20 protein-coding genes are annotated in these 24,255 nt (G+C 71.1%); 8 read left to right on the forward strand and 12 right to left on the reverse strand.

The window, feature by feature from the left end; translation table 11 throughout:
- Positions 1–93 precede the first annotated feature (93 nt).
- From FPZ12_RS08720 to FPZ12_RS08730, 3 genes are read left to right on the forward strand one after another with little or no spacing between them, the layout of a single operon-like run.
- Positions 94–969 carry a 3-hydroxyacyl-CoA dehydrogenase family protein gene (locus FPZ12_RS08720; protein ID WP_144748343.1) on the forward strand — a complete coding sequence of 292 codons (876 nt, stop codon included), beginning with the start codon at positions 94–96 and terminating at the stop codon, positions 967–969.
- A complete protein-coding gene (locus FPZ12_RS08725; RefSeq protein WP_144748342.1) occupies positions 966–1,685 on the forward strand; it encodes an enoyl-CoA hydratase/isomerase family protein in 720 nt (239 codons plus the stop codon). Before FPZ12_RS08720 ends, FPZ12_RS08725 begins: the two co-directional genes overlap by 4 nt.
- A gap of 41 nt (positions 1,686–1,726) precedes the next feature.
- Entirely contained in the window at positions 1,727–2,380 is a 654-nt protein-coding gene (locus FPZ12_RS08730; protein ID WP_144748341.1) for a GntR family transcriptional regulator, read from the forward strand.
- Positions 2,381–2,408: 28 nt separating this feature from the next.
- On the opposite strand, the gene FPZ12_RS08735 is transcribed toward FPZ12_RS08730, so the two are convergent.
- The gene (locus FPZ12_RS08735) at positions 2,409–3,536 is read right to left on the reverse strand and encodes an FAD-dependent oxidoreductase (RefSeq protein ID WP_208025804.1); all 1,128 of its coding nucleotides are present in this window, start codon (positions 3,534–3,536) and stop codon (positions 2,409–2,411) included.
- 72 nt (positions 3,537–3,608) lie between these two features.
- Here FPZ12_RS08735 and FPZ12_RS08740 point away from each other — a divergent pair, with 72 nt between their 5' ends.
- The gene (locus FPZ12_RS08740) at positions 3,609–4,292 is read left to right on the forward strand and encodes a TetR/AcrR family transcriptional regulator (protein ID WP_144748339.1); all 684 of its coding nucleotides are present in this window, start codon (positions 3,609–3,611) and stop codon (positions 4,290–4,292) included.
- Between the two features lie 97 nt (positions 4,293–4,389).
- A complete protein-coding gene (locus tag FPZ12_RS08745) occupies positions 4,390–5,886 on the forward strand; it encodes an MFS transporter (RefSeq protein WP_208025805.1) in 1,497 nt (498 codons plus the stop codon).
- A 12-nt stretch (positions 5,887–5,898) separates the two neighbouring features.
- On the opposite strand, the gene FPZ12_RS08750 is transcribed toward FPZ12_RS08745, so the two are convergent.
- Genes FPZ12_RS08750 through gadC form a run of 3 tightly spaced genes read right to left on the reverse strand, consistent with a single transcriptional unit; the run spans position 5,899 to position 9,158 of the window.
- Entirely contained in the window at positions 5,899–7,236 is a 1,338-nt protein-coding gene (locus FPZ12_RS08750) for a dipeptidase (protein ID WP_144748337.1), read from the reverse strand.
- Between the two features lie 6 nt (positions 7,237–7,242).
- Entirely contained in the window at positions 7,243–7,689 is a 447-nt protein-coding gene (locus tag FPZ12_RS08755) for a hypothetical protein (RefSeq protein WP_144748336.1), read from the reverse strand.
- A complete protein-coding gene (gene gadC, locus FPZ12_RS08760) occupies positions 7,686–9,158 on the reverse strand; it encodes a glutamate/gamma-aminobutyrate antiporter GadC (protein WP_144748335.1) in 1,473 nt (490 codons plus the stop codon). The genes FPZ12_RS08755 and gadC overlap by 4 nt, the downstream gene beginning before the upstream one ends.
- A gap of 106 nt (positions 9,159–9,264) precedes the next feature.
- Between gadC and FPZ12_RS08765 the strand changes: the two genes are divergently transcribed.
- Positions 9,265–9,492 (forward strand): hypothetical protein, encoded by a 228-nt coding sequence (locus FPZ12_RS08765; RefSeq protein ID WP_144748334.1) that lies wholly within the window; start codon positions 9,265–9,267, stop codon positions 9,490–9,492.
- Between the two features lies 1 nt (position 9,493).
- Here the strand turns inward: FPZ12_RS08765 and FPZ12_RS08770 are convergent, their stop codons facing one another.
- The 3 genes from FPZ12_RS08770 to FPZ12_RS08780 are packed head-to-tail and all read right to left on the reverse strand — an operon-like array spanning position 9,494 to position 14,214.
- Entirely contained in the window at positions 9,494–12,196 is a 2,703-nt protein-coding gene (locus tag FPZ12_RS08770; RefSeq protein WP_144748333.1) for a cation-translocating P-type ATPase, read from the reverse strand.
- Entirely contained in the window at positions 12,189–13,112 is a 924-nt protein-coding gene (locus FPZ12_RS08775; RefSeq protein WP_144748332.1) for a polyphosphate kinase 2 family protein, read from the reverse strand. Before FPZ12_RS08775 ends, FPZ12_RS08770 begins: the two co-directional genes overlap by 8 nt.
- Complete coding sequence (locus tag FPZ12_RS08780; protein WP_144748366.1) at positions 13,105–14,214, reverse strand: AI-2E family transporter; 1,110 nt, start codon at positions 14,212–14,214, stop codon at positions 13,105–13,107. Before FPZ12_RS08780 ends, FPZ12_RS08775 begins: the two co-directional genes overlap by 8 nt.
- Before the next feature lie 122 nt (positions 14,215–14,336).
- On the opposite strand from FPZ12_RS08780, the gene FPZ12_RS08785 reads away from it, so the two are divergent.
- Both FPZ12_RS08785 and FPZ12_RS08790 read left to right on the forward strand, forming a co-directional pair.
- Positions 14,337–14,756, forward strand: a complete 420-nt coding sequence (locus FPZ12_RS08785; protein WP_144748331.1) for a DUF7144 family membrane protein — start codon at positions 14,337–14,339, stop codon at positions 14,754–14,756.
- A 10-nt stretch (positions 14,757–14,766) separates the two neighbouring features.
- Positions 14,767–15,609, forward strand: a complete 843-nt coding sequence (locus tag FPZ12_RS08790) for a YhjD/YihY/BrkB family envelope integrity protein (protein WP_144748330.1) — start codon at positions 14,767–14,769, stop codon at positions 15,607–15,609.
- Here the strand turns inward: FPZ12_RS08790 and FPZ12_RS08795 are convergent.
- The 5 genes from FPZ12_RS08795 to FPZ12_RS08815 form a co-directional block, all read right to left on the reverse strand.
- Positions 15,530–17,401, reverse strand: a complete 1,872-nt coding sequence (locus FPZ12_RS08795) for a glycoside hydrolase family 15 protein (RefSeq protein ID WP_144748329.1) — start codon at positions 17,399–17,401, stop codon at positions 15,530–15,532. The genes FPZ12_RS08790 and FPZ12_RS08795 overlap by 80 nt on opposite strands.
- Before the next feature lie 73 nt (positions 17,402–17,474).
- A complete protein-coding gene (locus tag FPZ12_RS08800) occupies positions 17,475–18,026 on the reverse strand; it encodes a potassium channel family protein (protein ID WP_144748328.1) in 552 nt (183 codons plus the stop codon).
- Complete coding sequence (locus FPZ12_RS08805; RefSeq protein WP_144748327.1) at positions 18,023–18,439, reverse strand: SHOCT domain-containing protein; 417 nt, start codon at positions 18,437–18,439, stop codon at positions 18,023–18,025. Before FPZ12_RS08805 ends, FPZ12_RS08800 begins: the two co-directional genes overlap by 4 nt.
- Positions 18,440–18,895: 456 nt before the next feature.
- The gene (locus tag FPZ12_RS08810) at positions 18,896–21,403 is read right to left on the reverse strand and encodes a winged helix-turn-helix domain-containing protein (RefSeq protein WP_243769743.1); all 2,508 of its coding nucleotides are present in this window, start codon (positions 21,401–21,403) and stop codon (positions 18,896–18,898) included.
- Between the two features lie 157 nt (positions 21,404–21,560).
- On the reverse strand, positions 21,561–24,182 hold the full coding sequence (locus FPZ12_RS08815; protein ID WP_243769744.1) for a winged helix-turn-helix domain-containing protein: 2,622 nt from the start codon (positions 24,180–24,182) through the stop codon (positions 21,561–21,563).
- Between the last annotated feature and the right edge of the window lie 73 nt (positions 24,183–24,255).

Raw genomic sequence — 24,255 nt, forward strand, 5'->3', positions numbered from 1 at the left:
TCCTTGCGGGATCACCGGCTCCGGAGATTACACATTTTATAGAATGCCGTCTATGCACTACGGTGATCGGATCGACGAGGATCGGAGGACGGGATGAGCTCCACGGTGGGTGTGCTGGGAGCGGGGATCATGGGGCGCGGGATCGCGCAGGTCTTCGCCGCGGCCGGGCACACGGTGGTCCTGGGCGACGTCAGCCTGCGGGCGGCCGAAGAAGGACTCGCGACCATCCGCGCCGGGCTGGAACGCGCCGCGCGCCGCGGCGGTGGCCCCGGCCTTGACCTGCTCGAACGCATCTCCCCCGTCGGAGACGTTGCCGCCTTCGCCGGAGCCGGCTTGGTCGTGGAGGCCGTGCCGGAGGATCTTGAGCTCAAGCACCGCATGCTCAACGCCGTCGCGGAGGCGACCGGGCCGGACACGGTGCTGGCGAGCAACACCTCGGCGCTGCCGATCACCGCGATCGCCGCCGGCGTGCCGGGTCCGCACCGCGTGATCGGATTGCACTTTTTCAATCCCGTGCACCGGATGGATCTCGTCGAGATGGTGTGCGGGCTGCAGACGGCGCCCGCCACGGAGACGGCCGCGCGCGAGCTGTGCGAATCGGCGGGCAAGGTCGTCGTCCGCGTATCGGACCGGCCCGGGTTCGTGACCAGCCGGGTCAACGTGCTGATCGGCAACGAGGCGTTCCACATGCTGTCCGAGGGCGTCGCCGGGGCCGAGGAGATCGACACCGCGCTCAAGCACGGGCTGAACCATCCGATGGGCCCGTTCGAGCTCATCGATCTGGTCGGGCTCGACACGCGGCTGTCGGTATTGCGCGGCCTGCACGAAGCGCTCGGCGACCGGTTCCGCCCCGATCCCCTGCTGGTCAGCCTCGTCCAGGCGGGCAGGCTCGGCCGCAAGACCGGGCACGGCGTGTACCGCTACGACGAAGCCGGAAAGCGCATTCCGGGTTCGGGGGACGTGCGATGACCGTGCGCGCCGAACTGACCGCCGAGGCCGCGACGATCTGGCTCGACCGCCCCGAGAAGCTCAACGCGCTCGACCTGGAGATGAGCGGCGGGATCCAGCGCGCGCTGGACGAATTCGCCGAAGCCGGGCGCCCGCTGGTGATCCGCAGCGCGGTGCCCGGCACGTTCGTCTCCGGCGCGGACCTGACCGAACTCGCCCGCCGGACGCGGCGCGAGGCGCTGCAGCGCGTCAACCACCGCCTGTTCACCGCGATCGAGGAGTACCCGTGGCCGAGCATCGCCGTGGTCGGCGGGCACGCGCTCGGCGGTGGCTGCGAACTGGCGCTCGCCTGCGACTTCCGGCTGTCCTCGGAGTCCGCGACGTGGGGCCTGCCCGAGGTCCGGCTCGGCATCATCCCGTCCGCGGGCGGGCTGGCCCGGCTGCCCAGGACGGTCGGGGTGCCCGCGGCGAAACGGCTGATCATGACCGGCAAGCGGATCGGCGCGGCCGAGGCGCACGCGATCGGGCTCGTGGACGAGGTGACCACGGACCTCGACGAAGCACTCGCGCGCCTGCTCGGCGAACTCGGGAAGGCATCGATGACCGCGGTCCGCTACGCGAAGGAGGCGATGTCCGCGCCGGGTGACCACCGCCGGAGCACCGACGCCGCGCTGCAGGCCCTGTGCTTCGAGAGCGACGAGGCGCGTCGGCGGCTGGGCGCGGCGATGCGTCGGTAATCTGTGTTCTACAGAATGCGAAAGGGAGGGTGGAACCGGAGATGGCCGACAGCAGCACGCCGGCCCCGCCGCTGAGCCGCACCGCGTACGTCGTGTCCCGCCTCAAGCAGGACCTGGCGGACGGCACGCTGCAGCCGGGGCAATCGCTGCGGCAGGTGCAGATCGCGCACCGGTACGGCGTCAGCGTGACGCCCGTGCGCGAGGCGCTCCGGATCCTCGAGGCCGACGGCACCATCACCTACTCCCCCCACCGCGGCGCCACGGTCAAGGACGTCGACCCCGAAACGGCGATGGACCTCTACCGCCTGCGCGCCGCGGTGGAAGGCCTCGCCACCGAGATCGCGGTGGAACGCATGACGCCCGACCGCCTGGAAGCCATCGAGGCCGCGCACAAGGAGCTGCGCGCCGCCCAGGCGCGGAAGGCGCCCGCCGCCGAGCTTTCCCGGCTCAACAAGGCTTTGCACTACGCGATCTACCAGGGCGGCGCGCCGCTGCTGCTCGACCACATTTCCGCGCTGTGGTCGCGGTTCCCCACCAGCGTCACGCTGTGGGACACGAAGCGCAATGTGTCCGCTTTGGACGATGATCACGCCGGGATCCTCGAAGCCGTCCGTGCCGGTGACGCGCAGCGCGCGGGCGCGCTGATGTCCGCGCACGTCCGCCACGCGGGCACACTGCGCGCCGAGCACGACTGACGTATCCACCGATCGCCAGAGGAGATTCCTATTTCCCCTGCTCGCCGCCGGTGAACATCGCGATCAGGCTGTGCGGGCTGCTTTCCCCGAACATGATTTCGTGGAGCTGAACGCCGTCCTCGGCGGCGTCGGCACTGCGCGGGAAAAGCGCCTCCTCGTATTCTGCGAGCGCTTTCTCCACGTTCCCGGAATGCGCGGCCAGTGCTTTGCCGAGTTCCGCGCCGTCGTACATCGCGAGGTTGGCGCCTTCACCGTTCGGCCCCGCGACGTGCGCAGCGTCGCCGAGCAAGGTCACGCCCGGCACTCGTTCCCACCGGTGATCGGCGGGCAGCGCGTTGAGGGAACGCAGAACCGGCGCGGTGTCCGTGTCGGTGATCAACGCGGTCAGCTCCGGGGCCCAGCCGTCGAATTCCTGGGCGACGCGCGCGGTGGCCGCCGCGGTGTCGCTGAAATCGATACCCGCGAACCACTCGGGCGATTGCGTGAGCGCGACATAGGTGTGGAGCGTGCCACCGCTTTCCCGGTGGGCCTGGATGCCCTTCCCCGGCACGAGTGCGAACAGCGATCCGCCGCCGACCGCCTTCGCGGCGCCGGGGTGCCGGGTGTCGGCGTCGTAGAGATAGGTTTCGACGAAAGATCGGCCGAGGTACCGCGGGACCGCGTCGGACAGCAGCGGCCGCACCCGCGACCAGGCACCGTCCGCGCCGACGAGCAGGCTCGTGACGACGGTGCCGCCGTCGGCGAAGGTCACCTCATGGCGGCCGCCACCGAGGGCGCGGACGCCGCTCACCTTGTGTCCCCAATGGACAGTGCCGGCCGGAAGCGAATCGAGCAGCATCCGCCGCAGCTCGCCGCGCTGCACCTCCGGGCGCCCGCCCGAGCCGTCGTCCGGCTCCTCGTACAGGACGGCGCCGTCGTGGCCGAGCACCCGGATCGCCTCGCGGCCTTCCAGGATCAGGCCGCGGAATTCCTCTGTCAGCCCGGCCGCTGCCAGTGCCGGCTGGCCGGTGTCGTCGTGGATGTCGAGCATTCCCCCTTGCGCGCGGGCCGCCGGTGACGCTTCGGCCTCGTACACCGTGGCCGGGATTCCGTGGACGTGGAGGACGCGGGCGAGCGTGAGCCCGCCGAGCCCGGCTCCGATGATCGTGACGTGCATGAAGACTCCCCTCTGGAATGACGTTCCACAACCCATGTTGGAACGTCATTCCAGACCTGTCAAGATGGGGGCATGACATCACCACGGACGGGTCGGTCACGGCGGGGCAAGGAGGCGCTCTCCCGGGAGCGCATCGTCGGCGCCGCCATCGAACTGCTCGACACCGCGGGCGAAAGCGGGTTGACGTTCCGGGCGCTGACCGAACGCCTCGCCACCGGATCCGGCGCGATCTACTGGCACGTCGCGAACAAGGGCGAACTGCTCGACGCGGCCACCGACGCCGTCGTCGCGGCCACGCTCACTCCCCCGGTGACCCGGGACCCGCGGGACGGCATCCGCGCGGTCGCCCTCGATCTGTTCGAGGCGATCGAAAAGCACCCGTGGCTCACGACGCAGCTCGCCACGCAGCTGTCCCGGACCCCGTGGAGTTCGGTGACGCCGCGGATCTTCGAGGCCATCGGCAGGCAGGTCCGCACGCTCGGCGTGCCGGAAAGCAGCTGGTTCACCACGACTTCCGCGCTGGCGCACTACATCCTCGGCGCCGCCGGGCAGAACGCCGCGAACGCCGGCGCCACCGAACCCGGGGGCAACCGCGACGAGTTCCTCGACAGCGTCACCGACGCGTGGGAAAAGCTCGATCCCGACGAGTATCCGTTCACCCGGGCCGTCGCGCGCCAGCTGCGCGGCCACGACGACCGCGCCCAGTTCCTCGCCGGCATCGACCTCATCCTCGCCGGGATCGCCACCCTGCGGTAGCGGCGTCGTCAACCGACTTCGTGTCTCCGCGACCGGTGCAGGGGTCATCTCAAGCGGGTGAGGCCACTTCGCCCGCGGCCCGCTGAACATGGCCGCCATGGCTGCGGATTCCGGGGCGCGGGCAGGCAGCGGCGTACTGGCCGTCACCTGCATCTCGGCGCTCATCGTGAACGCGAACACCTCGGCGGTGACCATCCTGCTGCCCGCGATCAGCGAGGACGTCGGCTCTTCGACGACCACGCTGCAATGGGCGGTCACCGGGTACTCGCTCGTGGGCGCCGCCGTGATCGTCACCGGCGGGGCGCTCGGGGACATCACCGGCAGGCGGCGCGTGTTCCTCGGCGCGCTGCTGCTGTTCGTGGTGTCCTGCGCGCTGATCGGGCTCGCGGGCAGCGGCGCCGCCGTCATCGCGGGCCGTGCGATCCAGGGCGCGGCGGGCTCGACGCTGCTCGCCTGCGGCCTCAGCCTGCTGTCGGTCGCCTCGGACGGCGCGGGCCAGGTGCGCGCGGTTTCCTTGTGGGGCGCGGCTTCCGCGGCCGGGGCGGCCATCGGCCCGCTGGTCGGCGGGACGCTCGTCGACTCGACCGGCTGGCAGGGGCTGTTCTGGATCGACGCCGCGATCGCGGCCGCGTGCATGCCGCTGACGCTCGCCACGGTGCCGGAGTCGCGGGACGCGAACCGGCCGCACACCCTCGACCTGGCGGGCACCGTGCTCGTCGCCGGCTGCCTGGTGCCGTTGGTGCTCGCGCTGAGCCTCGGGCCCGCCTGGGGCTGGGTGTCGGTGAAAACGCTGGTGTGCCTGGTGGTTTCGGTGCTCGCGGGTGTGGCGTTCTTCGCGGTCGAACGCCGGGTCACCGCGCCGCTGGTCGATCTTCGCCTGCTGCGCAACAAGGTTCTGGTCGGGGCGACGCTGGTGATCCTCATCGTGGCGGGCGCGATCAACGGGCTGATGTACGTGATGAGCCTGTTCTTCCAGGACCCGGCGGCGTTCGCGATGTCCCCGCTGGAGGCGGGCCTGGCGACACTGCCGGCCGCGGCGGGCATCGTGATCATTGCGCCCTTCGTGTCCGGGCTGGCGAAGAAGATCGGCTCGCGCAGCGTGATCCTGGTGGGGTTCCTGATCACCCTCGGCGGGTTCGTGGCGCTGATCTTCATCACGGAAAGCTGGGGGTACGGGGTGTTCGTGCTGCCGCTGGTGGCCGTCGCGGTCGGGATGGGGCTGTCGAACGGTTGCGCGTCGGCGGCCGCGACTTCGGCGGTCTCGGCGGACCAGGTCGGTGAAGCGTCCGGGATTTCCAACATGGCGCGGTACGTGGGGGCCGCGTTGCTGACCGCCGTTTCGGCGACGCTGTATGGAAGCGCGACGACCGTCGAAGGCCCGTCGCGCGAGGCGGCGCTGGTCGACGGAGTCAGCCGGACGGCGCTGCTGATGGCGATCGCCGCCGGGATCGGCATCCTGCTCGCGCTGCTCTACGGGCGCCACCGCCCCGCCGCCGCACGCCCGGTCGATCAGGCCTCGGCCGCCGCGGGGGTCATGCACAGCGTGCCGGTCCCCGCGCTGGCGGCCGCGGCCCAGTCGGGGCTGCGGGATTGAAGGTGGCGGGCCTCAACCCCCGTATCCCCGCAGGAACAACGCCTCCGTCAGTGACATCGCCGCCAACTCCTCCGGCGCGACGCTCTCGTTCGGCGCGTGGATGAGTGCCTGAGGTTCCTCGACCCCGATGAGCAGGATCTCGGCGTCGGGGTAGGTCTCCGCGAAGACGTTGCACAGCGGGATCGAACCGCCCTGGCCGAGACGGCTCATCGGGCGGCCGTACGCGGTCTGCATGGCGTCGGCCATCGCGTGATAGGCGCGGCCCCCGGTCGCCGGGCGGAACGGGTGACCGGTCGCCTCGATCTCCACGGAGAGCCGGACATCCCACGGCGCGGCGGCGAGCAGGTGTTCGACCAGCAGGCGCCCGGCGTCGTGCGGGGCCACGCCCGGCGGGATCCGCAGGTTCACCCTCGCGCGGGCGCGGGGCGTGATGGCCGCGGTGGAGCCGACGACCGGCGGGCAGTCGATCCCGAGCACGGTCAGCGCCGAGCGGGCCCACAGCATGTCCGCCACGTCCCCGTCGCCGAGGAGGGTGGCGCCGGGCGAAAGACCCGCGTCGGCGCGGAACTGTGTCGCGGGGTAAGGAGCTCCGGGCCACACGCCGTCGTTGCGCAGCCCGCGTATCGTCGTGTTGCCCTTCTCGTCGCGCAAGGACGCCAGCACCGACACCAACGCGGCCAGCGCGTCCGGCGCGGGACCGCCGAACATGCCGGAGTGCAGTTCGGACGGCAGCGCCTCCACCGAGACGACCGCGTTGACCATGCCGCGCAGGCTCACCGTGACCGCGGGCTGCCCCACCGCCACGTTCCCGGTGTCGCACACCAGGATCGTGTCCGCGCGCAGGAGGTCGGCGTGCCGCGGGACGAACGCCTCCAGCCCGCCCGTGCCCTGCTCCTCCGAGCCCTCGACGACCAGTTTCAGGTTCACCGGCACGTCATCCCCGAGCGCGCGCAGCGCGGTGAGGTGCATGAGGATGTTGCCCTTGCAGTCGGCGGCGCCCCGCCCGTACCACCGCCCGTCCACCTCCGTGAGCTGGAACGGCGGCGTGCGCCAGGCCTCGTCCCGCAAGGGCGGCTGTACGTCGTAGTGCGCGTAGAGCAGCACGGTCGGCGCGTTCTTGATGCCAGACGGGCGGGAACCGACGACGGCCTGGCTGCCGTCCGGGGTCTCGGCGAGCCGCGCGTCGGTGAAACCGGCCTCGGCGAACGCATCCGCGACCCACCGCGCGGCGCGAGCGCATTCCTCGGGCGGGAACTGGCGCGGGTCCGCGACCGACGGGATCGCGACGAGGTCGGCCAGCTCCTGCCGTGCCCTGGGCATCAGCCCGGTCACCCGGTCACGAAGGTCCATTCGTGGTCACCCGCCCGTCACTTCGGCGAAGGAGAGCCCGTTGACGTACTCCTGGAACACCGGGAGCTTGTCGGGGCAGTAGATCTCGATCACGATCGTCTCGCCCGTGATCACGGTGTCCGCCGTGCGCACCGGGCGCGTGCCGGGTCCGCCGGCACCGTTGGAGAGGCCGCTGTCGCTCATCGCGCGGGCGAGCGCCGAGTTCGGGTCGACGCAGATCGAACCGCCGTCGGTGCCGAGCAACCGGATCACCTGGTCCTGCGTCGGCGCCCGCGCTCCCTCTTGGTTGAGCCGCGCGATGAGCTGGTTGGCCTTCGCCTCGGCTTCGGCGTCCGAACGCGCCGAGCGGAACAGCAGGAGGCCGACCACCAGCAGCACCCCGAGCGCGATGCCCACCGCGAGGTAGCTGATCAGCCGCTGGCGTGGGGTCGACCGTTCGTCCACAGTGGTCATGACGCGCTCGCCTCCGTGGGCGGCTGCCGCCAGGAAGGCCTGCGCAGCCGGTAGAACAGGAACGGCACGAGCAGGCCGAGGCCGAGCGCCCCGCCCGCGACGATCAGCAGGTACACCCACGGGTTGCCGGAGCCGAACTGCGAGGGTGGCACGAACCCGACCAGCAGCGCGGCCAAGGACGCGCAGAACCCGATGCCGCACAAGGCGACCAGCATCGGCGCGCGGTAGCCGCGCGGGTGGTCGGGGTGCGTGCGCCGCAGCCGCACGGCGGCGACGAACATCAGCAGGTACATGATCAGGTACACCTGCGTCGTGATCACGGAGAAGATCCAGTACGCGCTGGACACGTCCGGGATGAACGCGTACAGCAGCGCGATCAGGGTCGTCACCGCGCCCTGCGCGATCAGGATGTTCTGCTGGACGCCGTGTTTGTTGAGCCGCTGCAGGAACGGTGGCAGGTAACCCTCCTGCCGTGAGATCAGCAGCAGCCCCTTCGACGGGCCTGCCAGCCAGGTCAGCATCCCGCCGAGTGAGGCCAGCACGAGCATGATGCCGATCACCGGCGTCAGCCACTGGGCGCCGAAGTTCGCGAAGACGGCGTCGAACGCCTGCATCACGCCTGCGGTGAGGGACAGCTGGTCGCCCGGGATGACCCAGCTGATCGCGAGCGCGGGCAGGATGAAGATGAGCAGGACGAGCCCCATCGCGAGGAACATCGCGCGCGGGAACTCCTTGCCGGGCTTGCGCAGCGAGGACACGTGCACCGCGTTCATCTCCATGCCGGAGTAGGACAGGAAGTTGTTCACGATCAGCACCAGGCTGGCCAGCCCGGCCCACGCGGGCAGCAGGTGACTCGCCGTCATCGGCGCCGCGGACGGATGCCCCTGGCCGAGGAACACGATGCCGAGCACCACCAGCAGCGCGCCCGGGATGAGCGTGCCGAGGATCAGGCCGCCGCTCGCGAGCCCGGCGACTCCCTTGGTGCCGCGCGAAGAGATCCACACCCCGGACCAGTAGGCGACCACGATGACCGCCGCCGTCCACAGTCCGCTGCTGGCGAGATCCGGGTCGAACACGTACGCCAGCGTGCTCGCGACATAGCCGAGCAGGCTCGGGTAGTAGAAGATCGTCATGGCGAACTGGCACCAGACGGCGAGGAAGCCCATCGGCTTGGAGATCCCGAGCGCGACCCAGTTGTAGACGCCGCCGGACCAGCCCGAGGCCAGCTCGGCCGACACCAGCGAGGTGGGCACCAGGAACACGATCGCCGGGACCACGTAAAGGAAAACGGCCGCGAGGCCGTAGACGGCCATGGTCGGCGCCGGGCGGAGGCTCGCCACCGAGCTGGTCGTCATCAGTGCGAGCGCGATCCACGAGATCCACGCGGCGGCGGGCGCTTTCGCCCTGCCGGCCCCGTTCGCGGGCGGGGCGGGCTGCTCTCCCCGTGCGGGAACATCCTGTTTGCTCACGAAAGTGCCTCCTTGGCTGAAGGCTTGCTGTGCGCGATCATGACCCGTCCGCCTCCCCAGGCTCCGGCCGAACGAAACGTGCCGATGCTGGACGGATTCCGCCGTCGTGGTGCCACCCGACCCGGGTGAATCGCCCTGGCTCCGGGGCGACGACGTGAACATCCCGTGGCGCGGTGGTGCGCCGCCGGAGGTCACGGTGGCGCCTCGTGGTGTGGACCTCCTCGGGTCTCGCGGGCGGGGCCGCGGAGACGTGCGGGCTGAAGGGGCGGCCGCGAACGTCGCGATCGGGCTCGTGATCACGGTCGCGGTCTCCGAGGTCGCGGCCACCCGCTGACTCAGGTCCGTTGTGGGCTCGTCTGGCGGGCGATCGCCTTGCCCGCCTCCCAGAAGATGAGCAGCGCGATCGCCGGGAGCAGGGCCCAGCCGAACTGGCCCGCGTCGAGCCGGGTGGTGCCGAGCAGGTGCTGGAAAGCGTCCATCTGCGTCGCGAGCAGCGCCAGCACGAACTCCCCCGCCAGTGCCCAGTTCATCTGCTTGCTGTCGAAGGTCGCCGTCGTCAGCACGGAAGCCTTCTCACTACGGCATTCCACCGCGGCGACGATCAGGCACAGCGCGAACGCGGTGAAGGAAATGGAATTCCCGATCGCCTCGTCCCCGAAGCGGGCCTTGCCGAGTTCGCTCACCGACAGCAGCCCGACGGTGACCAGCAGCCCCACCAGCCCGACGGTCAGCAGCACCCCGGTGGTGAGCACGGATTCCCCGCGCGGGCGCGGGGTCCGCTCCATCAGCCCCGGGCTCTCCTTGTCGAACCCGAGCGCGAAGCCGAAGGGGGCGTTGACGATGAAGTGGATCCACAGCACCTGGCCCGGGTTGAACGGCTCCCCCGCGGCGATGTTGAACAGGCTCGCGCCGAGGAACGTCAGCACGAACACCACCAGCAGGATGAGCACGAACCGGATGTACTTGGTCAGGTTGTCGTAGATCTTGCGGCCCTGTTCGACCGCGAAGACGATCGTGGAGAAGTTGTCGTCGGAGAGCACCATCCGGCCGGCGTTCTTGGCCACCTCGGTGCCCGAGCCCATCGCGATCCCGATGTCGGCGGCCTTGATGGCCGGGGCGTCGTTGACCCCGTCGCCGGTCATCGCGACCACGTCGCCCTTCTTCTTGAGCGTCTCGGCGAGCAGCACCTTGTGCTCCGGCGCCACGCGGCCGAGTACGCCGACGTCGTCGATACGCGCCAGGCGTTCGGCTTCCGACAACGCCGCGAAGTCCGCGCCCAGCACGGCGTCGCCGGGGATCCCGAGTTCGCGCGCGATGGCCGCGCCGGTGATCACGTCGTCGCCGGTGACCATGCGGACACGGATGTGCGCCGCGTGCGCCGCGCTCACGGCGTCGTACGAGGTTTCCCTTGGCGGGTCGACCATCCCGACCAGACTGGCCACGCACAGATCCTCGACGTAGCCCAGCAGATCCCCGGCCGGGTCGAACCGCGCCGGATCCAGGTCACGGGTGGCGGCGGCCATCACGCGCTGCCCGTCGCCCTCCATCCGCTCCAGATGCGCCTGCGCCCGCTTGCCGAGGTCGCCGTTCCACGGGATCGTGCCCTTGCCCGACATCGCCGTCGTGGCACGGGAAATCACCGCCGGGGCCGCGCCCTTGACGAAGCACCGCACCACGTTCCGGCCCTGGGCGTCCCGCGCGGAGTGGAAGGTGGCCATCAGCTTGTACGACGGGTCGAACGGCAGGGTCGCCAGCCGCGGCAGCGTTTCGCGGGTCGCGTCGATGTCGATGCCCGCCTTGTACCCGAGCACCAGCAGCGCGCCTTCGGTCGGGTCGCCCACCACGTGCCCGTCGACCAGTTTCGCGTCACTGGCCAGCAGATACGGCAGGATCGCCGGTTCGAGGGTGTCCGTGCTGCCCGCCGCGTGGTGGATGCGGCCCTCCAGCTCGTAACCGCCGCCGGAGATCGTGTACCGGTCGGTGGCGTCGACCACCTCCACGGCGGTCATCTGGTTCATCGTGAGGGTGCCGGTCTTGTCGGAGTTGATCGCCGAGGTGAACCCGAGCGTCTCCACCGAAGGCAGGTCCTTCACGATCGCGTTGCGCGCGGCGAGCCCGACTCCGCCGAGCGACAGGATCGTCTGCGTGACCGTCGGCAGCGCTTCCGGGATCGCCGCGATGGCAAGGGAAACAGCGCTGACGAACAACGCGTCCCAGGCCTGGCCGCGCGCGTTGCCCAGCACGAACATCACGATCATGGTCAGCCCCGCGGCGGCGGCGATCCACAGGGTGAGCCGGTTCAGCTCCCGGGTCAGCGGCGACTCCTCCGGCGCGGTCGCCGAGAGCATCCCGGAGATCTTGCCGAGTTCGGTCGCCGCCCCGGTAGCGGTGATCACCACGACCCCGCTGCCGTGCGTCACGGGCGTGTTGCTGAAGGCCATGTTGACCTGTTCGCCCGGGCTGAGGTCGTGATCGTGCAGCGTGATCGCCTCCTTCACGGCGGGCACGCTTTCCCCGGTGAGCGCCGATTCGTCGATCTGCAGCGCGCTCGCCGCGATGATGCGCCCGTCGGCGGGCACCTGGTCGCCCGCCGTCACGAGCACGACATCGCCCGGCACGACCTGTTCGGCGGGCAGCACCTGTTCGGCGCCGTCGCGGCGGACCCGCGCGCTCGCCTTCATCATCGACTTCAGCGCGTTCATCGCGCTTTCCGCCTTGCCCTGCTGGCGAAGCCCCACCACGGCGTTCAGCACGGTGAGCGCGACCAGCAGGATCGCCGTGGGCCACTGCGCGATCAGCGCCGACACGATCGCCGCCGCCACCAGGATGATCTGCATGTAGCTGCGGTACTCCTCGATGAAGCGCAGCCAGCCCGGCTTCGGTTTCTCCTCCGGCAGTGCGTTGGGACCGTTACGCGCCAGCAGATCCGCCGCCGCCTGCCCGCTCAGTCCGACGCCGGGATCCACCTTCAGCGCCGCCGCGACCTCCTGCGGCGTTCTCGCGTACCAGCGGCCGTAGACGCGTTCGGTGTCAGTCATGGCCCGCCTCCGGCGTCTCCTGTTCCAGTTCCTTCTTGCTCAGGGCGAGTTCGTGGCGGGCGTCTTCGCCGACGTCCGGGTACTGCGGGTCGAGCTCGATCAGGGTGTGCGCGAGGATCGCCCCGGCGCAGATCCGCGCGAACCACTTCCGGTCCGCGGGCACGACGTACCAGGGCGCCCATGGCGTGCTGGTGTGCGACAGCATCTCGGAGAACGCTTTCTGGTAGTCGTCCCAGGACCGCCGTTCGCGGACGTCGGCCGCGGAGAACTTCCAGTTCCGCTCGGGCACGTCGATCCGGCGCAGGAACCGGCGCCGCTGCTCCTCTTTGGACAGATTGAGGAACACCTTCACGACGGTGAACCCGTTGCCGGTCAGATGCCGCTCCCAGTCGTTGATCTCGCGGTAACGGCGCTGCCACACGCCTTTCCCCTTGGCTTCGGCCGGCAGCTTCTGCCGGGCGAGGTTCTCCGGGTGCACCCGGACGACGAGGACCTCCTCGTAGTGCGACCGGTTGAAGATGCCGATCATGCCGCGCCCCGGCAGGCGTTTCGCGTACCGCCACAGGTAGTCGTGGTCGAGTTCCTCGGCCGAGGGCACCTTGAACCCGCTCACCTGCACGCCCTGCGGGTTGACCCCGCTCATCACGTGCCGGATGGTGCCGTCCTTGCCGCCCGCGTCCAGCGCCTGCAGGCACAGCAGCACGCCGCGGGTGTCCTCGGCGGCCAGCCGCCGCTGGTACTCGGCGAGCAGGCCGATCCCGGTGCGGAGCAGCTCGACACCGTCCTTCTTGGTCATGAGGTCCGCTTTGTAGCGTGGGTCGAAATCCTTGGGCAGCCGCACCTTCCGGCCCGGCTCGACCCGCAACGGCTCGATGAACTTCGCGATCCGCTTGGCCCGCGCGGCGATGTCATTCATCCGGCACTCGCTCCTCCCGCTTCCTGCTTTTCTTCTCCGGCGCCCGCACCAGCGCGTCCGCCCAGCCCGCTCTCGGGTCGATGTCGACCAGCAGTGCCTTCGCCAGCAACGTCGCCGGGATCGCCAGGATCGCGCCGAGCGGTCCCAGCAGCCAGGCCCAGAACACCAGCGCCACGAACGTCACCAGCGCCGAGATCCCGACCGCGTCCCCGACGAACCGGGGCTGGATCAGGGACTGCAGCACGAAGTTCAGCAGCCCGTACACGGCCACCACGAGCAACAGCTCCTTCGGGCCGCCGGACAGCAGCGCCAGCAACGCGGGCGGCGCGAGGCCGAGCAGGAACCCGACGTTGGGGATGTAGTTGGTGACGAAGGACAACAGGCCCCACGTGACCGCGAGCGGGATCCCGATGATGGCCAGCGCGATCGCGTCCAGCACGGCGACCGCGAGCCCGAAGACCGTGGTGACCATCAGGTAGCGCCGCGTCCCGCGGGCGAACCCGCCGAGCGCGTCGCTCACCGACGGCCGGTCCGACGCGATCAGGGCGATCCGGCGGCCGGCGCCGCCCGCCTCCAGGCCGAGGAAAAGCAGCAGCGCCAACAGGAACACGAAGTTCGACACGAGCCCCGCGACGCTGCTCAGCACGCTGACGACGGCGGAGGTGACCTTGCCGAGATCCAGTGACTGCGCGATCCCGGCGACCTGATCGTGCCCGACCCCGAGTTTGCCGAGGGCCGAGGTGACCGACTGGGCGAGCTCGTCCGCGCGGTCCGAGTACTGGGGCAGCACTTCGGCCAGGCGCGCCACCGAGACCAGGATTCCCAGCGCCAGCACGAGCAGAATCCCGTAGCCCGCGATCAGCAGCACGGTCGCGGTCAGCCAGGCGGGCCAGCCGCGGCGGCGCAGCCGGTCCTGCACCGGCGCCACCGCGATCACGATGACCAGCGCGAGGAAGATCGGCCCCAGCAGCCACGCGGAGGCGCGCACGCCCGCGACGATGATCACGACGGCGGCCGCCCCGAGCAGCACCACCAGCGCCCGGGGTGGCCCGGACGACGGGGGTACCGCGCCGCCGGCGCGGTCCACGACGGCCCGGTGCATCCTCATTTCGCGGAAACTACGGACGCCGCCCGCCCGGTCAGCTCACCCGGCACGGGCGAAGTTGCCACGCGGCGCTGCACGGCACGGTCTCCCGCAGAGTCCTTCCGGAGGGGAGCCCAGCGATGACCCAGCAAACACACGACGCCCCCGGCGTCACGACCGGCCGGCGGGAGACCACCAGCGGCTGGCTGATGTTCGGCGGCACGATCCTCGTCCTGGCCGGCCTGTTCAACGTCGTCCTCGGCGTCGTCGGGCTGGTCAAGAGCACCTACTACGTGATGGGCCCGCAGGGGCTGCTGGTCTTCGACCTCACCGCGTGGTCCTGGATCCACCTCATCGTCGGGCTCTTCGCCGCGGGCACCGGCGCGGCGCTGTTCTTCGAAGCCACCTGGGCACGCGTCGTGGCGGTGCTGCTGGCCGGGTTCAACGCGCTGGCGCAGCTGGTGTTCCTGTCCGCGAACCCGTTGTGGTGCACCATCATCATCGCGCTCGACATCCTGGTGATCTGGGCGGTGCTGGCGCACGGGAACACGGAACCCTGAGGCGAGCCCGGTGGCGTCCGTGGCACGGGCGCGGGCGAAGGCGGCCCGGTTCGCCCAGCGCACCGGACGCGGTCTCCAGGCCGCCGCCGACCGGCATCCTGTGCTGGGGACCGCGCTCGAAGTGCTCCGGCGCGACCGCGAAGTCTCCGGCAGGCTGCTGTCCGCGGCACTGGCTTTCCGGCTGTTCCTCTGGCTGCTGCCCTGCACCCTGCTCGTGGTGGCGCTGCTGGGTTTCGGCGCCGGGCACGAACGGGACCTGGCCGGCCGGGCCGGGCTGAGCCCGATCACCGGGAGCCTGCTCGACCAGGTCGGCAACCAGGCGCACGAAAGCCGGTACGTGCTGGCGCTGCTCGGCGCCGCTTCGTTGTGCGTGGCGGGGTTCATGCTGGGCCAGACCTTCGACAGCCTGCGGGCCCGGGTGCAACCCGGGTCCGCGCCGACGCAGACGGCGGGGCGGCGAGCCGTGCGGTACTCCGCGCTGGTGCTCGGGCTGACCGCCACGTGCCTGCTCAGCCCGCTGCTGCGGTCGGGCGCGCACGTGCCCGCGGTACTGGTTTCGGTGTGCACGCTGGTGGTTTTCGTCCTGCTCGGGATGGTCATGCTGCGCACGGGCGATTCGGTGTCGCGCTGGGAGGCCTTGCCGGGGGCGCTCGTATTCGCCGTGGGGCTGGAGGGACTGCGGCTGATCGCGGCGTATTTCCTGCCCGCCAAGCTCAGCCGCGCCTCGGAGCTTTACGGCACCTTGGGCGTGGCGGCCGCGCTGCTGGTGTGGCTCACCCTGATTTCGCGGATCGTGGTCGTGGCGCACGTGCTGAACGCCGTGCTCGCTCGTCCAGCGCGCGGTCGAGGGTGAGCGCGGCGTCGATGAGCGCGAGGTGCGTGAACGCCTGCGGGAAGTTGCCGACCTGTTCCCCGGTAAGCGCTATCTCCTCCGAGTACAGCCCGACGTGGTTGGCGTAGGTGAGCATCTTCGAGAACGCCTCCCACGCCTCGTCCAGCCGCCCCGCCCTCGCGAGCGCCTCGGCGTAAGTGAAGGTGCACAACGAGAACGTGCCCTCCTCGCCACGCAGGCCGTCCGGTGAGGCGCCGGGGTCGTACCGGAAGACGAGGCTGTCGGTCACCAGCTCGGCCTTCATCGCGTCCAAAGTGGACATCCACTGCGGATCGGTGGCGGAGATGAACCCGGCCTTCGCCATCCGCAGCAGGGACGAGTCGAGCACGTCGGTCCCGTAGTGCTGCACGAACGCGTGCCTGCCGGGCCGCCAGCCCCGTTCGAGGATCTCGCGGTGGATGCGGTCGCGTTCGGCCGTCCAGCGGGCGACGTCCGCGGGAAGCCCGCGCGCGGCGGCCAGCCGGATGCCGCGGTCCAGCGCGACCCAGCACATCAGCCTGCCGTAGGTGAACGGCTGCCTGCCGCCGCGGGTCTCCCAGATGCCCTCCTCGTCCTGCTGCCAGTTGCGGCTGACCCAGTCCAGCACCTCGGTGATCGCCGACCAGCCCGCCAGCGGGAGCTCGAGCCCCGCGCGGTCGCCGATGAACAGGCTGTCCATCGCCTCGCCGTAGATGTCGAGCTGCAACTGGTCGGCGGCGTCGTTGCCGACGCGCACCGGGCGCGAGCCGCGGTAGCCCGACCAGCCCGGCAGGACCTCCTCCTTCAGCTCCGAGCTGCCGTCGACGCGGTACATGATCTTCAGCGGCCCGGACGGACCACCGGTGCGCTCCCGCACCCGGTCCCCCAGCCACATCCCGAACGCGCGCGCTTCCTCGACGAGCCCGAGGCCCAGCAACGCCCCGACCGAGAAGGAGGCGTCGCGGACCCACGTGTAGCGGTAGTCCCAGTTACGTTCGCCGCCGACCTGTTCGGGCAGGCCCATCGTGGGGGCGGCGACCATCCCGCCGGTCGGCGCGTAGGTCAGCAGCTTCAGCGTGATCGCCGAGCGGATCACCGCCTCGCGCCAGCGCCCGTGGTAGGTCGCGCCCGCGACCCACGAGCGCCAGAACCCGACGGTGTGCTCGAACAGTTCCCGGATCTCGGCGGCGCGCAGTTCTCTCGGCGGCCCGTCGGGCTCGGACTCGAGCACCATGCCGCGGATCTGCCCGGCGGTGAGCGACACGGTGAACCGCGCGTCCCCGCCGACGATCCCGCCCTCAGCGAGCACCTCGTCCTCCGGCTCGCGCACCGGATGCAGCGCGAGCCGGGAACCGTTGGCGGAGAACAGGATTCCCTCCGCGGTGAACCGGGTTTCGTGCGGCTGGCGGCCGTAGTCGAAGCGCGGGGCGACCTCCACCTCGAACCGCATCCGGCCGCGGACGCAGCGCACCAGCCGGACGATCCGGTGCCGCCCGGTGGCGGGGCCGTCCTCCGGGGGCATGAAATCGGCGACCTCGCCGACGCCGGTGGGCGTGAAGAAGCGGGTGATCAGCACGGCGGAATCGGGATGGTAGGCCTGTTTGACGGTGTACTCCCCGGCGGCGGGCCGGACGTGGAAATGCCCGCCGTCGGCCCCGTCGAGCAGCGAGCCGAACACGCTCGGGGAATCGAAGCGGGGGCAGCAGAACCAGTCGACGGAACCGTCGGTGCTGATCAGGGCGGCGGTCTGCAGATCGCCCACGATCCCGTGTTCGGCGATGGCTGTCTCGGTCATGGTTTCCTCCCGGTCCGGTGCCGCCACCGCAGCGCCATCCGTGCGGTGGCGGCGTCATCCCGCCGGGGTGAGGTCAGCGCGCCGGGTCGTGGTCGTCCTGGCGTTCGCGCCCGCGCTGCACGGCGAGGACGATCACGCGCAGCACGAGGCCGGCCACGAGCAGATCGCCGAGCATCTGGACGGTGACGAGAATCCGCGCGACGGCGGTGACCGGGACGATGTCCCCGAACCCCACCGTGGCGAACACGGTGACCACGAAGTAGAGCGAGTCCGTCCGGCTCAGCGGGGCGCTGAAGCTCACCGCGTACGTGCTTTCGAGGTAGTAGTAGGCGCCGGCGAAAACGAGCAGGAACAAGGGAATCACGAGCGCGAGCGCCTGGATTCCTTGCAGTAGCGGGTAAGGCGCGCGCAGGATGGCCCGGACCTCCCACACCACCACCGCCGCGACGGCGGCGAGCCCCGCGATCAGCACGACCAGCGCGCCGCCCGCGCGGGAGGGCATCGGCAGGACGTAGTAGGCGGTGACCAGGACCACGAGCGTCGCCAGCGAACGCAATGCCGACGACAGCACCGGGAGCCGGCCACGCAGTGGTGTCCGGCCCCGGTGCCCGTCCGGCTCGCTCATCGCGCGAGCGCGCGCTGCTTGAGCGTCCGGTACTCCTCCTCGTCGATCGTGCCGTTGTCCAACAGCAACTTCGCCTTGGCGATCTCGTCCGCGGCCCCGTCGCCCGTGCCGTTGGCCGACACCGAACGGACGTAGTCCTCGAACCCCTTCTGCGCGGCCTGCTCCTGGGCCTGCTTGCGCTCGCCCATCCGCTTGCCCTCGACGATCAGGTACGCGAGGACGCCGATGAAGGGCAGGAAGACGACCAGCACGGTCCAGCCCGCCTTGCCCCAGCCCGAAAGGTCGTCCCGGCGGAACAGGTCGCCGAAGATGACGATGAGCATCCAGAACCAGATCACCCAGGCGAAGAAGACCACCATCGTCCAGATGAGATCCAGGAACGGGTAATCCGAACCCGATTGGGCCACCACCATTGTTTTCCTCCTCGTCGCGGAAGAGCGCCCGGACTGGAGCCTGACCGCGCCGACGGCCCCCGGCACCACCCGAGCCGGGTGAGTCGTTCACCAGCCCTTGTTGGCTCCCCCGGGCACGTGTTGACCGCCCCCGCGCGCATGATGGCCGCCCGCGTCCGCATGTTGGCCGCCCACGCGCGCGAGTTGGCCGCCCCGGGGCGCGAGTTGGCCGCCCACGCGCACAAGTTGGCTCCGCCCGGGCACGAGTTGGCCGCCCGCGTCCGCATGTTGGCCGCCCCGGGGCGACACGCGCCCGCCGCACCGGAGGCGGCTACTCCGTCCCGGTCCTTGCCCCCGCCCGCGAACGGCCAACACGCCCGCGCGAACGGCCAACACACCCGCAGGAACGGCCAACACGCGCGCGGGAACGGCCAACACGCGCGCGGGGGCGGCCAACACGGCGGGGGTGGGGCGGCGTCAGTCGAGGCCGCGTTCTCTCGCTACCACGACCGCTTCACGTCGGTTCGTCACGCCGAGTTTCGCGTAGATCGCGCGCACGTGGGTTTTGACCGTGTTCACCGAAACGCTGAGCTGGGCGGCGATCTCCTCCAGCGGCTGGGGCGCGGTCAGCCGCACCAGTACGGCGTGTTCTCGGCTGGTGAGGGGGGCTTCGCCGGACTCGCCGGCGGCCAGTGCCCGGCGCACCCGGCGGGCGAAGGCGTCCGTGGTGCCGAACCCGCCGAGCTGGTCGACGAGCAGCCGCCGCACGTCCGGTTCGGCGTGCGCGAACGGCCGCAGGATCCCGACCGGGCTCGCCAGCTGCAACGCCGTGTCGAGGGCGAAGCGCGCGCGGGTGCGGCGGTCCGCGGCGAGCGCGAGCGCGGACTCCAGCAGCCAGCTCTCCACCGCCGTCGTCGGGGCCTCACCGGTCCGGCATTCGGGCAAAAGCCTTGCCGCCGTGTCGGAATCGCCCTGCGCGAGTTCCGTCCGCGCCGCCATCAGCTCCACCTCGGCGCCCGCACCCAGCCGGTGCGTGGCCCAGGCCGCGACCTCGCGAGCGATCGGGAACCGGCCCGCCTCCAGCGCGCACTGGTGTTCGGTCAGCGCGGCCGTCGCCGCCAGCGCCACGTTGACCGGCCGGTCCCCCAGCCCCCGCCGGCCCTGGTACAGCATTTCCAGCCCACCGGTCCGGTCGCCCCGGTCGAACCGCGCCGCCCCGATCACCAGTGCCCCGGCGAACCGGACCGCGGGCGCCGCGGCGTCGACGGTCCCCGCCGCCACCTCCAGCGCGCCCGCCGGGTCGAGCCGCATCAGCTTGACGAGCCCGGAAAGCGCGCCACACAAGGGAAGCCACGGCGAGTCCTGCCACGCCGAGCCCGCCGTGTGGGCCAGCGCCCGCCCGCACGCCAGCTCCATCGCAGCGAAGTCCCCGCTGGTGGCCGCCACGTAGGCGCGCGCCACTTCTCCGTGCAGCAGCAGGTAATCCAGCCCGTGCTTGCGGCCGAGGTGTTCGCTGATCCGCAGTTCACGGTCGGCGCCGGACGGATCACCGTGGGCCGCGAGCGCGACCGCGCGCTCCGTCGCCGCCACCGCGACCAGCGCGCTGTCTCCCGGGTTCGGCGTGGTGTCGTCGAGCAGCAACCGCCCGGTGGCACACGAATAGGCCGACACGATCAGCCGCCGCAGCGCGGTGAACGCGGGTCCGAGACGCGCGTTTTCCGCCGTCCCGGCCCGGGCCAGCGCGCGCTCAGCCGCCGCGAACTCCCCCTTCTCCAGCCAGGCCAGCGCCGAGAACAGACCCAGCCACGGGTCCGCGGCGACTGCCGCCCGCCCGGCCGCGGCGAGCCCTTCGAGCACGAGATCCGCTTCCCCGGTCAGCAGCATCTCCACCGCGTTCGCGCGCAGCACGGAAACCACGGACTGCGCGTCCCCGCTCTGACACGCGTGCCCCAGCGCTTCCCGGTTGTACCCCTCCCCGGCGAACGACGTGGCCACGATCTTGTGCAGCACGCGCACCAGTTCCGGGCTGGTGCGGTTGAGATCGGCGCTGAGGTACGAGCGCAGCAACGGGTGGATGCGGTACCAGCGCTTGTCCTCGCCGAGCGCGGTCAGCAGGGAGTTCTCGCGTTCCAGCTCGGCCAGCACGGCGCCCGCGTCGGCCTCGCCGGACAGCGTGCTCGCCAGTTCCGGGGTGACGTTCTCGCACACGCTCAGCAGCCGGAGCAGCCGCCGGGTCCGGCCCGGCAGCTGGGAAAGGACCTCACCGGCGAGGAAATCGGCGATCGTGCCGTCGTCGCCGGCGTAGGTGTCGAGGAACCGGTCGGGGCTCGGCGCGTCGCGCAGCGAGCGGGCGGCGAGGCGCAGGCCCGCGACCCAGCCGTCGGTCATCTCCATGAGCCTGCGCACCTGGTCGCCGTTGAGGCGCACCCCGCAGGCCTCCAGCAGCAACGGCACTTCCTCGGCGGTGAACCGCAGCTGGTCGCTGCGGAACTCGGCGAGCCGGCCTTCCACGCGCAGCCGCGCGAGCGGCAACGGCGGGTCCGCGCACGCCGCCAGCACCAGCCGGAGATTGCGCGGCTGGTCGCGCACCAACGCGGTCAGCACCCCGAGCGAGGCCTCCCCGACCACCGACTGCACGTCGTCCAGCACCAGGTACAGCGGCTCGGGCAGCAGGCCGATCGCGTCGCTCAGGCTCACCAGCACGGCCGCGGCGTCCGTCCGGCGCGGCGGGCGCAGCCGGTGGATCTTCGCGTCGTCCGGCACCATCTCGCATTCGCGGACGGCGCACAGCAAAGCGGTCACGAAAGCGGCGGGATCCCGGTCGCCCGAATCCAGCGTCACCCACGCCTTGTCCCGATTTCCGGTATTTTCGATCCAGTCCGCCAGCAACAGTGACTTTCCATAGCCGGCCGGCGCGCAGACGAGTGTCACGGCCGCCGAGGAAACCGATTCGATGAACCGGTCACGCAAGGCCTGCCGTGCCACGAAACTCACCGGTACGCGCGGTGGCGCCAGTTTCGCATGCGGCACCTGCCACCGCGGGCGCGTCCGGCCTGCCACGGACGATCCCACAAACCTAACGGTATGGCGGGCCGGCAGGCGTTCCTAGAGCCGAAAGGCACTTTTCGCCCGGTTCCCCCATTCAGCCGAGGAATTCCTCGTCCCTCGGTTCGAGCAGTCCTTGGCGGATCGCCACCGCGACGGCGTCCCGCCGCCTGCTCACCGACAATTTCGCGTAAATACCCCGGACATGTGTTTTCACGGTGTTCGGCGAAACGGTGAGATCTTCCGCTATTTCCTCGATCGAGCGCAGGGTGGGCAGCAGCCGGAGCACGCTGCGTTCCCGTTCGGTCAGCGGGACGGGGACCGGCGGGCAGTTCAGTTTGCGCCGCCGCCCGAGCACCCGCGCGGCGAACCGTTCCCGGGTACCGAGTCTGCCCAGCAACGCGGTGAGCGCCTCGACGACTTCCGGGGACGCGAAGACGAGCGGGTACCACACGCCGGTTTCCTCCGCCGTGGACAGCGCGCGCTCCAGCCAGCGGCGCGCCTGCTCGCGCTCGTCGGCAGCCAGCGCGATCCGCGCCCCGGTCACCATCGCCTCGAGCGGGGTCCAGGCCACCGTCGTCGGGGCGCCGCCGTCGAACAGCAGCGTGAGCGAGTGCGTGGCCAGCGAATGCCGCCCGAGCGCCAGCTGCGCGCGGGCCCGCATGAGCGCCAGTTCACCCGGCCGGACATGCACTTCCTGGCTCCAGCGAAGGACATCCCGCGCGTGGTCGCCCGCGCCGAGCAGCAACGCCGCGCGCTGTTCGAGCAGCCCGCACAACGCCGCGCCGGTCCCGTCGCCCGCGGGCATCCTCGCCCTGGCCCGCTCCATCCGGCGCAGTCCCCGGTACCAGTCCCCCAGTTCGAACTCGGCCGCGCCGCGCACCACCTCGGCCACCGCGGGCAGTTCGGTCTCCGAGCACGGCCCCCAGCGCCCGGCGAGATACCCGGCCCGGCTCGCTTCTCCGGCCGCCTCCACCGGCTCGGCCCGCAACAAACTGCCGTAGGCGGACATGGCCGAGGCGATCGTGCCCGACACCGTCCGCCCCGCCTCGCGCGTCCGTTCCTTCGCGACGTCGGCGAACCGGCTCAGCGCGCGATAGTCGCCGCTGCGCCCGGCCGCCCAGCTCAGCAACGTGAGGCACCGCACGACAACGTGGCGCTGCCCCGCCGATTCCGCCTCCGTCAGCACCGCTTCCAGCCGCGCCCGCTCCCCCGTCGCGTCCGTCGCGCACAGCCGCTCGACCACGGCCAGCAGGCGCAGGCCGGTACGCCGCGCGAGTTCGAGATCGATTTCCCCGGCCACGGAAGGAAAATCCTTCCCCGTCAGCGCCGCGAGACGGGCACGCGTCAACTGCCGCAACACGATCAGCTCCGGGGCGGGGTCGGCCGGCCAGGCGTCGTCCGCCGAAGCGAGATGCAGTCCGGCGGTCCCGGTCTCCCCGAGTTCGAGATGGAGGCACGCGAGCAGCAGCCCCAGCAACGGATCCCCGCCGAGCGTGGCTTCGTCGAGCGTGCCGAGCGCCTGCCGCAACGCGCGATGCGCGCCGGACACGAACAGCTCGATCCCGTGCCGCCGCAGCAATCGCATCAGCCGGCCCGGGTTCCCGGCAGGCACCGCGTGTTCCAGTGCCGCCACCGCGGACTGGTTGGCCTCGAACCAGTCCACGGCCGTCGCGTGCAGCGCCGCCAGCCGGTCCGGGTCTCGGCGGCCGAGATCGGTGACCAGATAAGTGCGCAGCAGCGGCGGCAGCCGGTAGTCGCGCGTACCCGCCTGCTCCAGCACCATGACCCGCTCACGCAGATCGTGCAGCGCGGCCGCGGCGTCCGGGCGCCCCGACAGTTCCCTGGCCAGTTCCGGCGAAACGGCCGGGCACACGCTCACCGAGACGAGCAATCGCCGGAGCTCGTCGTCCAGCGGAGAGAGCAACTCGTCGTCCAGATACTGCTGCAGCGCCCTGTCGTGCCCGGCGAGAAGACCTTCGAGACCGCCCTCGCGCACCGCCGCGTCCGCGGCCAGGCGCAGCCCCACAGCCCAGCCCCCGGTCTCCTCCGTCAGCCGTGCCAGCAGATCCGCCGAAACCTCGACGCCCGCGATGGCGAACAGGGCAGCCGCTTCCGCCTCGGTGAACTGCAGTTGCGCGGCGCCGATTTCGGCGAGCTGGTCGGCGAGTCGCAGACGTGCCAAGGACAACGGCGGATCCAGCCGTCCGGAGATGATCAGCCGGAGACCGGCGGGCTGATGCCGCAGCAAGGACTGCAGCTCCCGCCGCGCCGTCGGGGCGGTGATCTCCTGCACGCCGTCGAGCACCAGCACGACGGGCTCGGGCAGCTTTTCGAGCACTTCCCCCACGGCGGCAAGGAAAGCGGGCGCGGCGTCCGGGCTCGACGGCACGTCGACGGCCGCGAGCCCGCCGCTCCGCCCGATCCCCGGATGCGTTTCGAGCGCGCCCAGCACGGCCGACCACAGCCGCCGCTCGTCGTTGTCGTCCGTGTCAAGGGAAACCCAGCAGACCGGGCCGTGCCGGTGCGCCCATTCGGCCAGCAGCAGCGTTTTCCCGGTCCCGGCAGGCGCGCACACCGAAATCACGGCCACCCCGCCGGCCTCCTCCAGCACCGCCAGCAACCGCGGCCGTGACACCAGATGCGCCGGGAGGTCCGGCACCGCGACCTTGGTGCCCGGCACCTGCCTGCGCAACACCCGCCTCACGGGCTCCCGCACCCTGTCATTGTGGGGAACCGCGACGCCCGGTTCCAGTACGCGTGCTCGTTTCACCCCCGGCAGGCGAGGAACG

The sequence above is a fragment of the Amycolatopsis acidicola genome, assembly GCF_007713735.2.
GTDB lineage: Bacteria > Actinomycetota > Actinomycetes > Mycobacteriales > Pseudonocardiaceae > Amycolatopsis_E > Amycolatopsis_E acidicola.

Excerpts from the sequence above, each read along its gene's own strand:
- FPZ12_RS08805 (WP_144748327.1), bottom strand. The coding sequence starts at position 18,439 with ATGGTGGTGGCCCAATCGGGTTCGGATTACCCGTTCCTGGATCTCATC.
- FPZ12_RS08725 (WP_144748342.1), top strand. The coding sequence starts at position 966 with ATGACCGTGCGCGCCGAACTGACCGCCGAGGCCGCGACGATCTGGCTC.
- FPZ12_RS08735 (WP_208025804.1), bottom strand. The coding sequence starts at position 3,536 with ATGCACGTCACGATCATCGGAGCCGGGCTCGGCGGGCTCACGCTCGCC.
- FPZ12_RS08775 (WP_144748332.1), bottom strand. The coding sequence starts at position 13,112 with ATGAATGACATCGCCGCGCGGGCCAAGCGGATCGCGAAGTTCATCGAG.
- FPZ12_RS08755 (WP_144748336.1), bottom strand. The coding sequence starts at position 7,689 with ATGACCACTGTGGACGAACGGTCGACCCCACGCCAGCGGCTGATCAGC.
- FPZ12_RS08800 (WP_144748328.1), bottom strand. The coding sequence starts at position 18,026 with ATGAGCGAGCCGGACGGGCACCGGGGCCGGACACCACTGCGTGGCCGG.
- FPZ12_RS08730 (WP_144748341.1), top strand. The coding sequence starts at position 1,727 with ATGGCCGACAGCAGCACGCCGGCCCCGCCGCTGAGCCGCACCGCGTAC.
- FPZ12_RS08785 (WP_144748331.1), top strand. The coding sequence starts at position 14,337 with ATGACCCAGCAAACACACGACGCCCCCGGCGTCACGACCGGCCGGCGG.
- FPZ12_RS08720 (WP_144748343.1), top strand. The coding sequence starts at position 94 with ATGAGCTCCACGGTGGGTGTGCTGGGAGCGGGGATCATGGGGCGCGGG.
- FPZ12_RS08770 (WP_144748333.1), bottom strand. The coding sequence starts at position 12,196 with ATGACTGACACCGAACGCGTCTACGGCCGCTGGTACGCGAGAACGCCG.
- FPZ12_RS08745 (WP_208025805.1), top strand. The coding sequence starts at position 4,390 with ATGGCTGCGGATTCCGGGGCGCGGGCAGGCAGCGGCGTACTGGCCGTC.
- FPZ12_RS08740 (WP_144748339.1), top strand. The coding sequence starts at position 3,609 with ATGACATCACCACGGACGGGTCGGTCACGGCGGGGCAAGGAGGCGCTC.
- FPZ12_RS08795 (WP_144748329.1), bottom strand. The coding sequence starts at position 17,401 with ATGACCGAGACAGCCATCGCCGAACACGGGATCGTGGGCGATCTGCAG.
- FPZ12_RS08780 (WP_144748366.1), bottom strand. The coding sequence starts at position 14,214 with ATGCACCGGGCCGTCGTGGACCGCGCCGGCGGCGCGGTACCCCCGTCG.
- FPZ12_RS08750 (WP_144748337.1), bottom strand. The coding sequence starts at position 7,236 with ATGGACCTTCGTGACCGGGTGACCGGGCTGATGCCCAGGGCACGGCAG.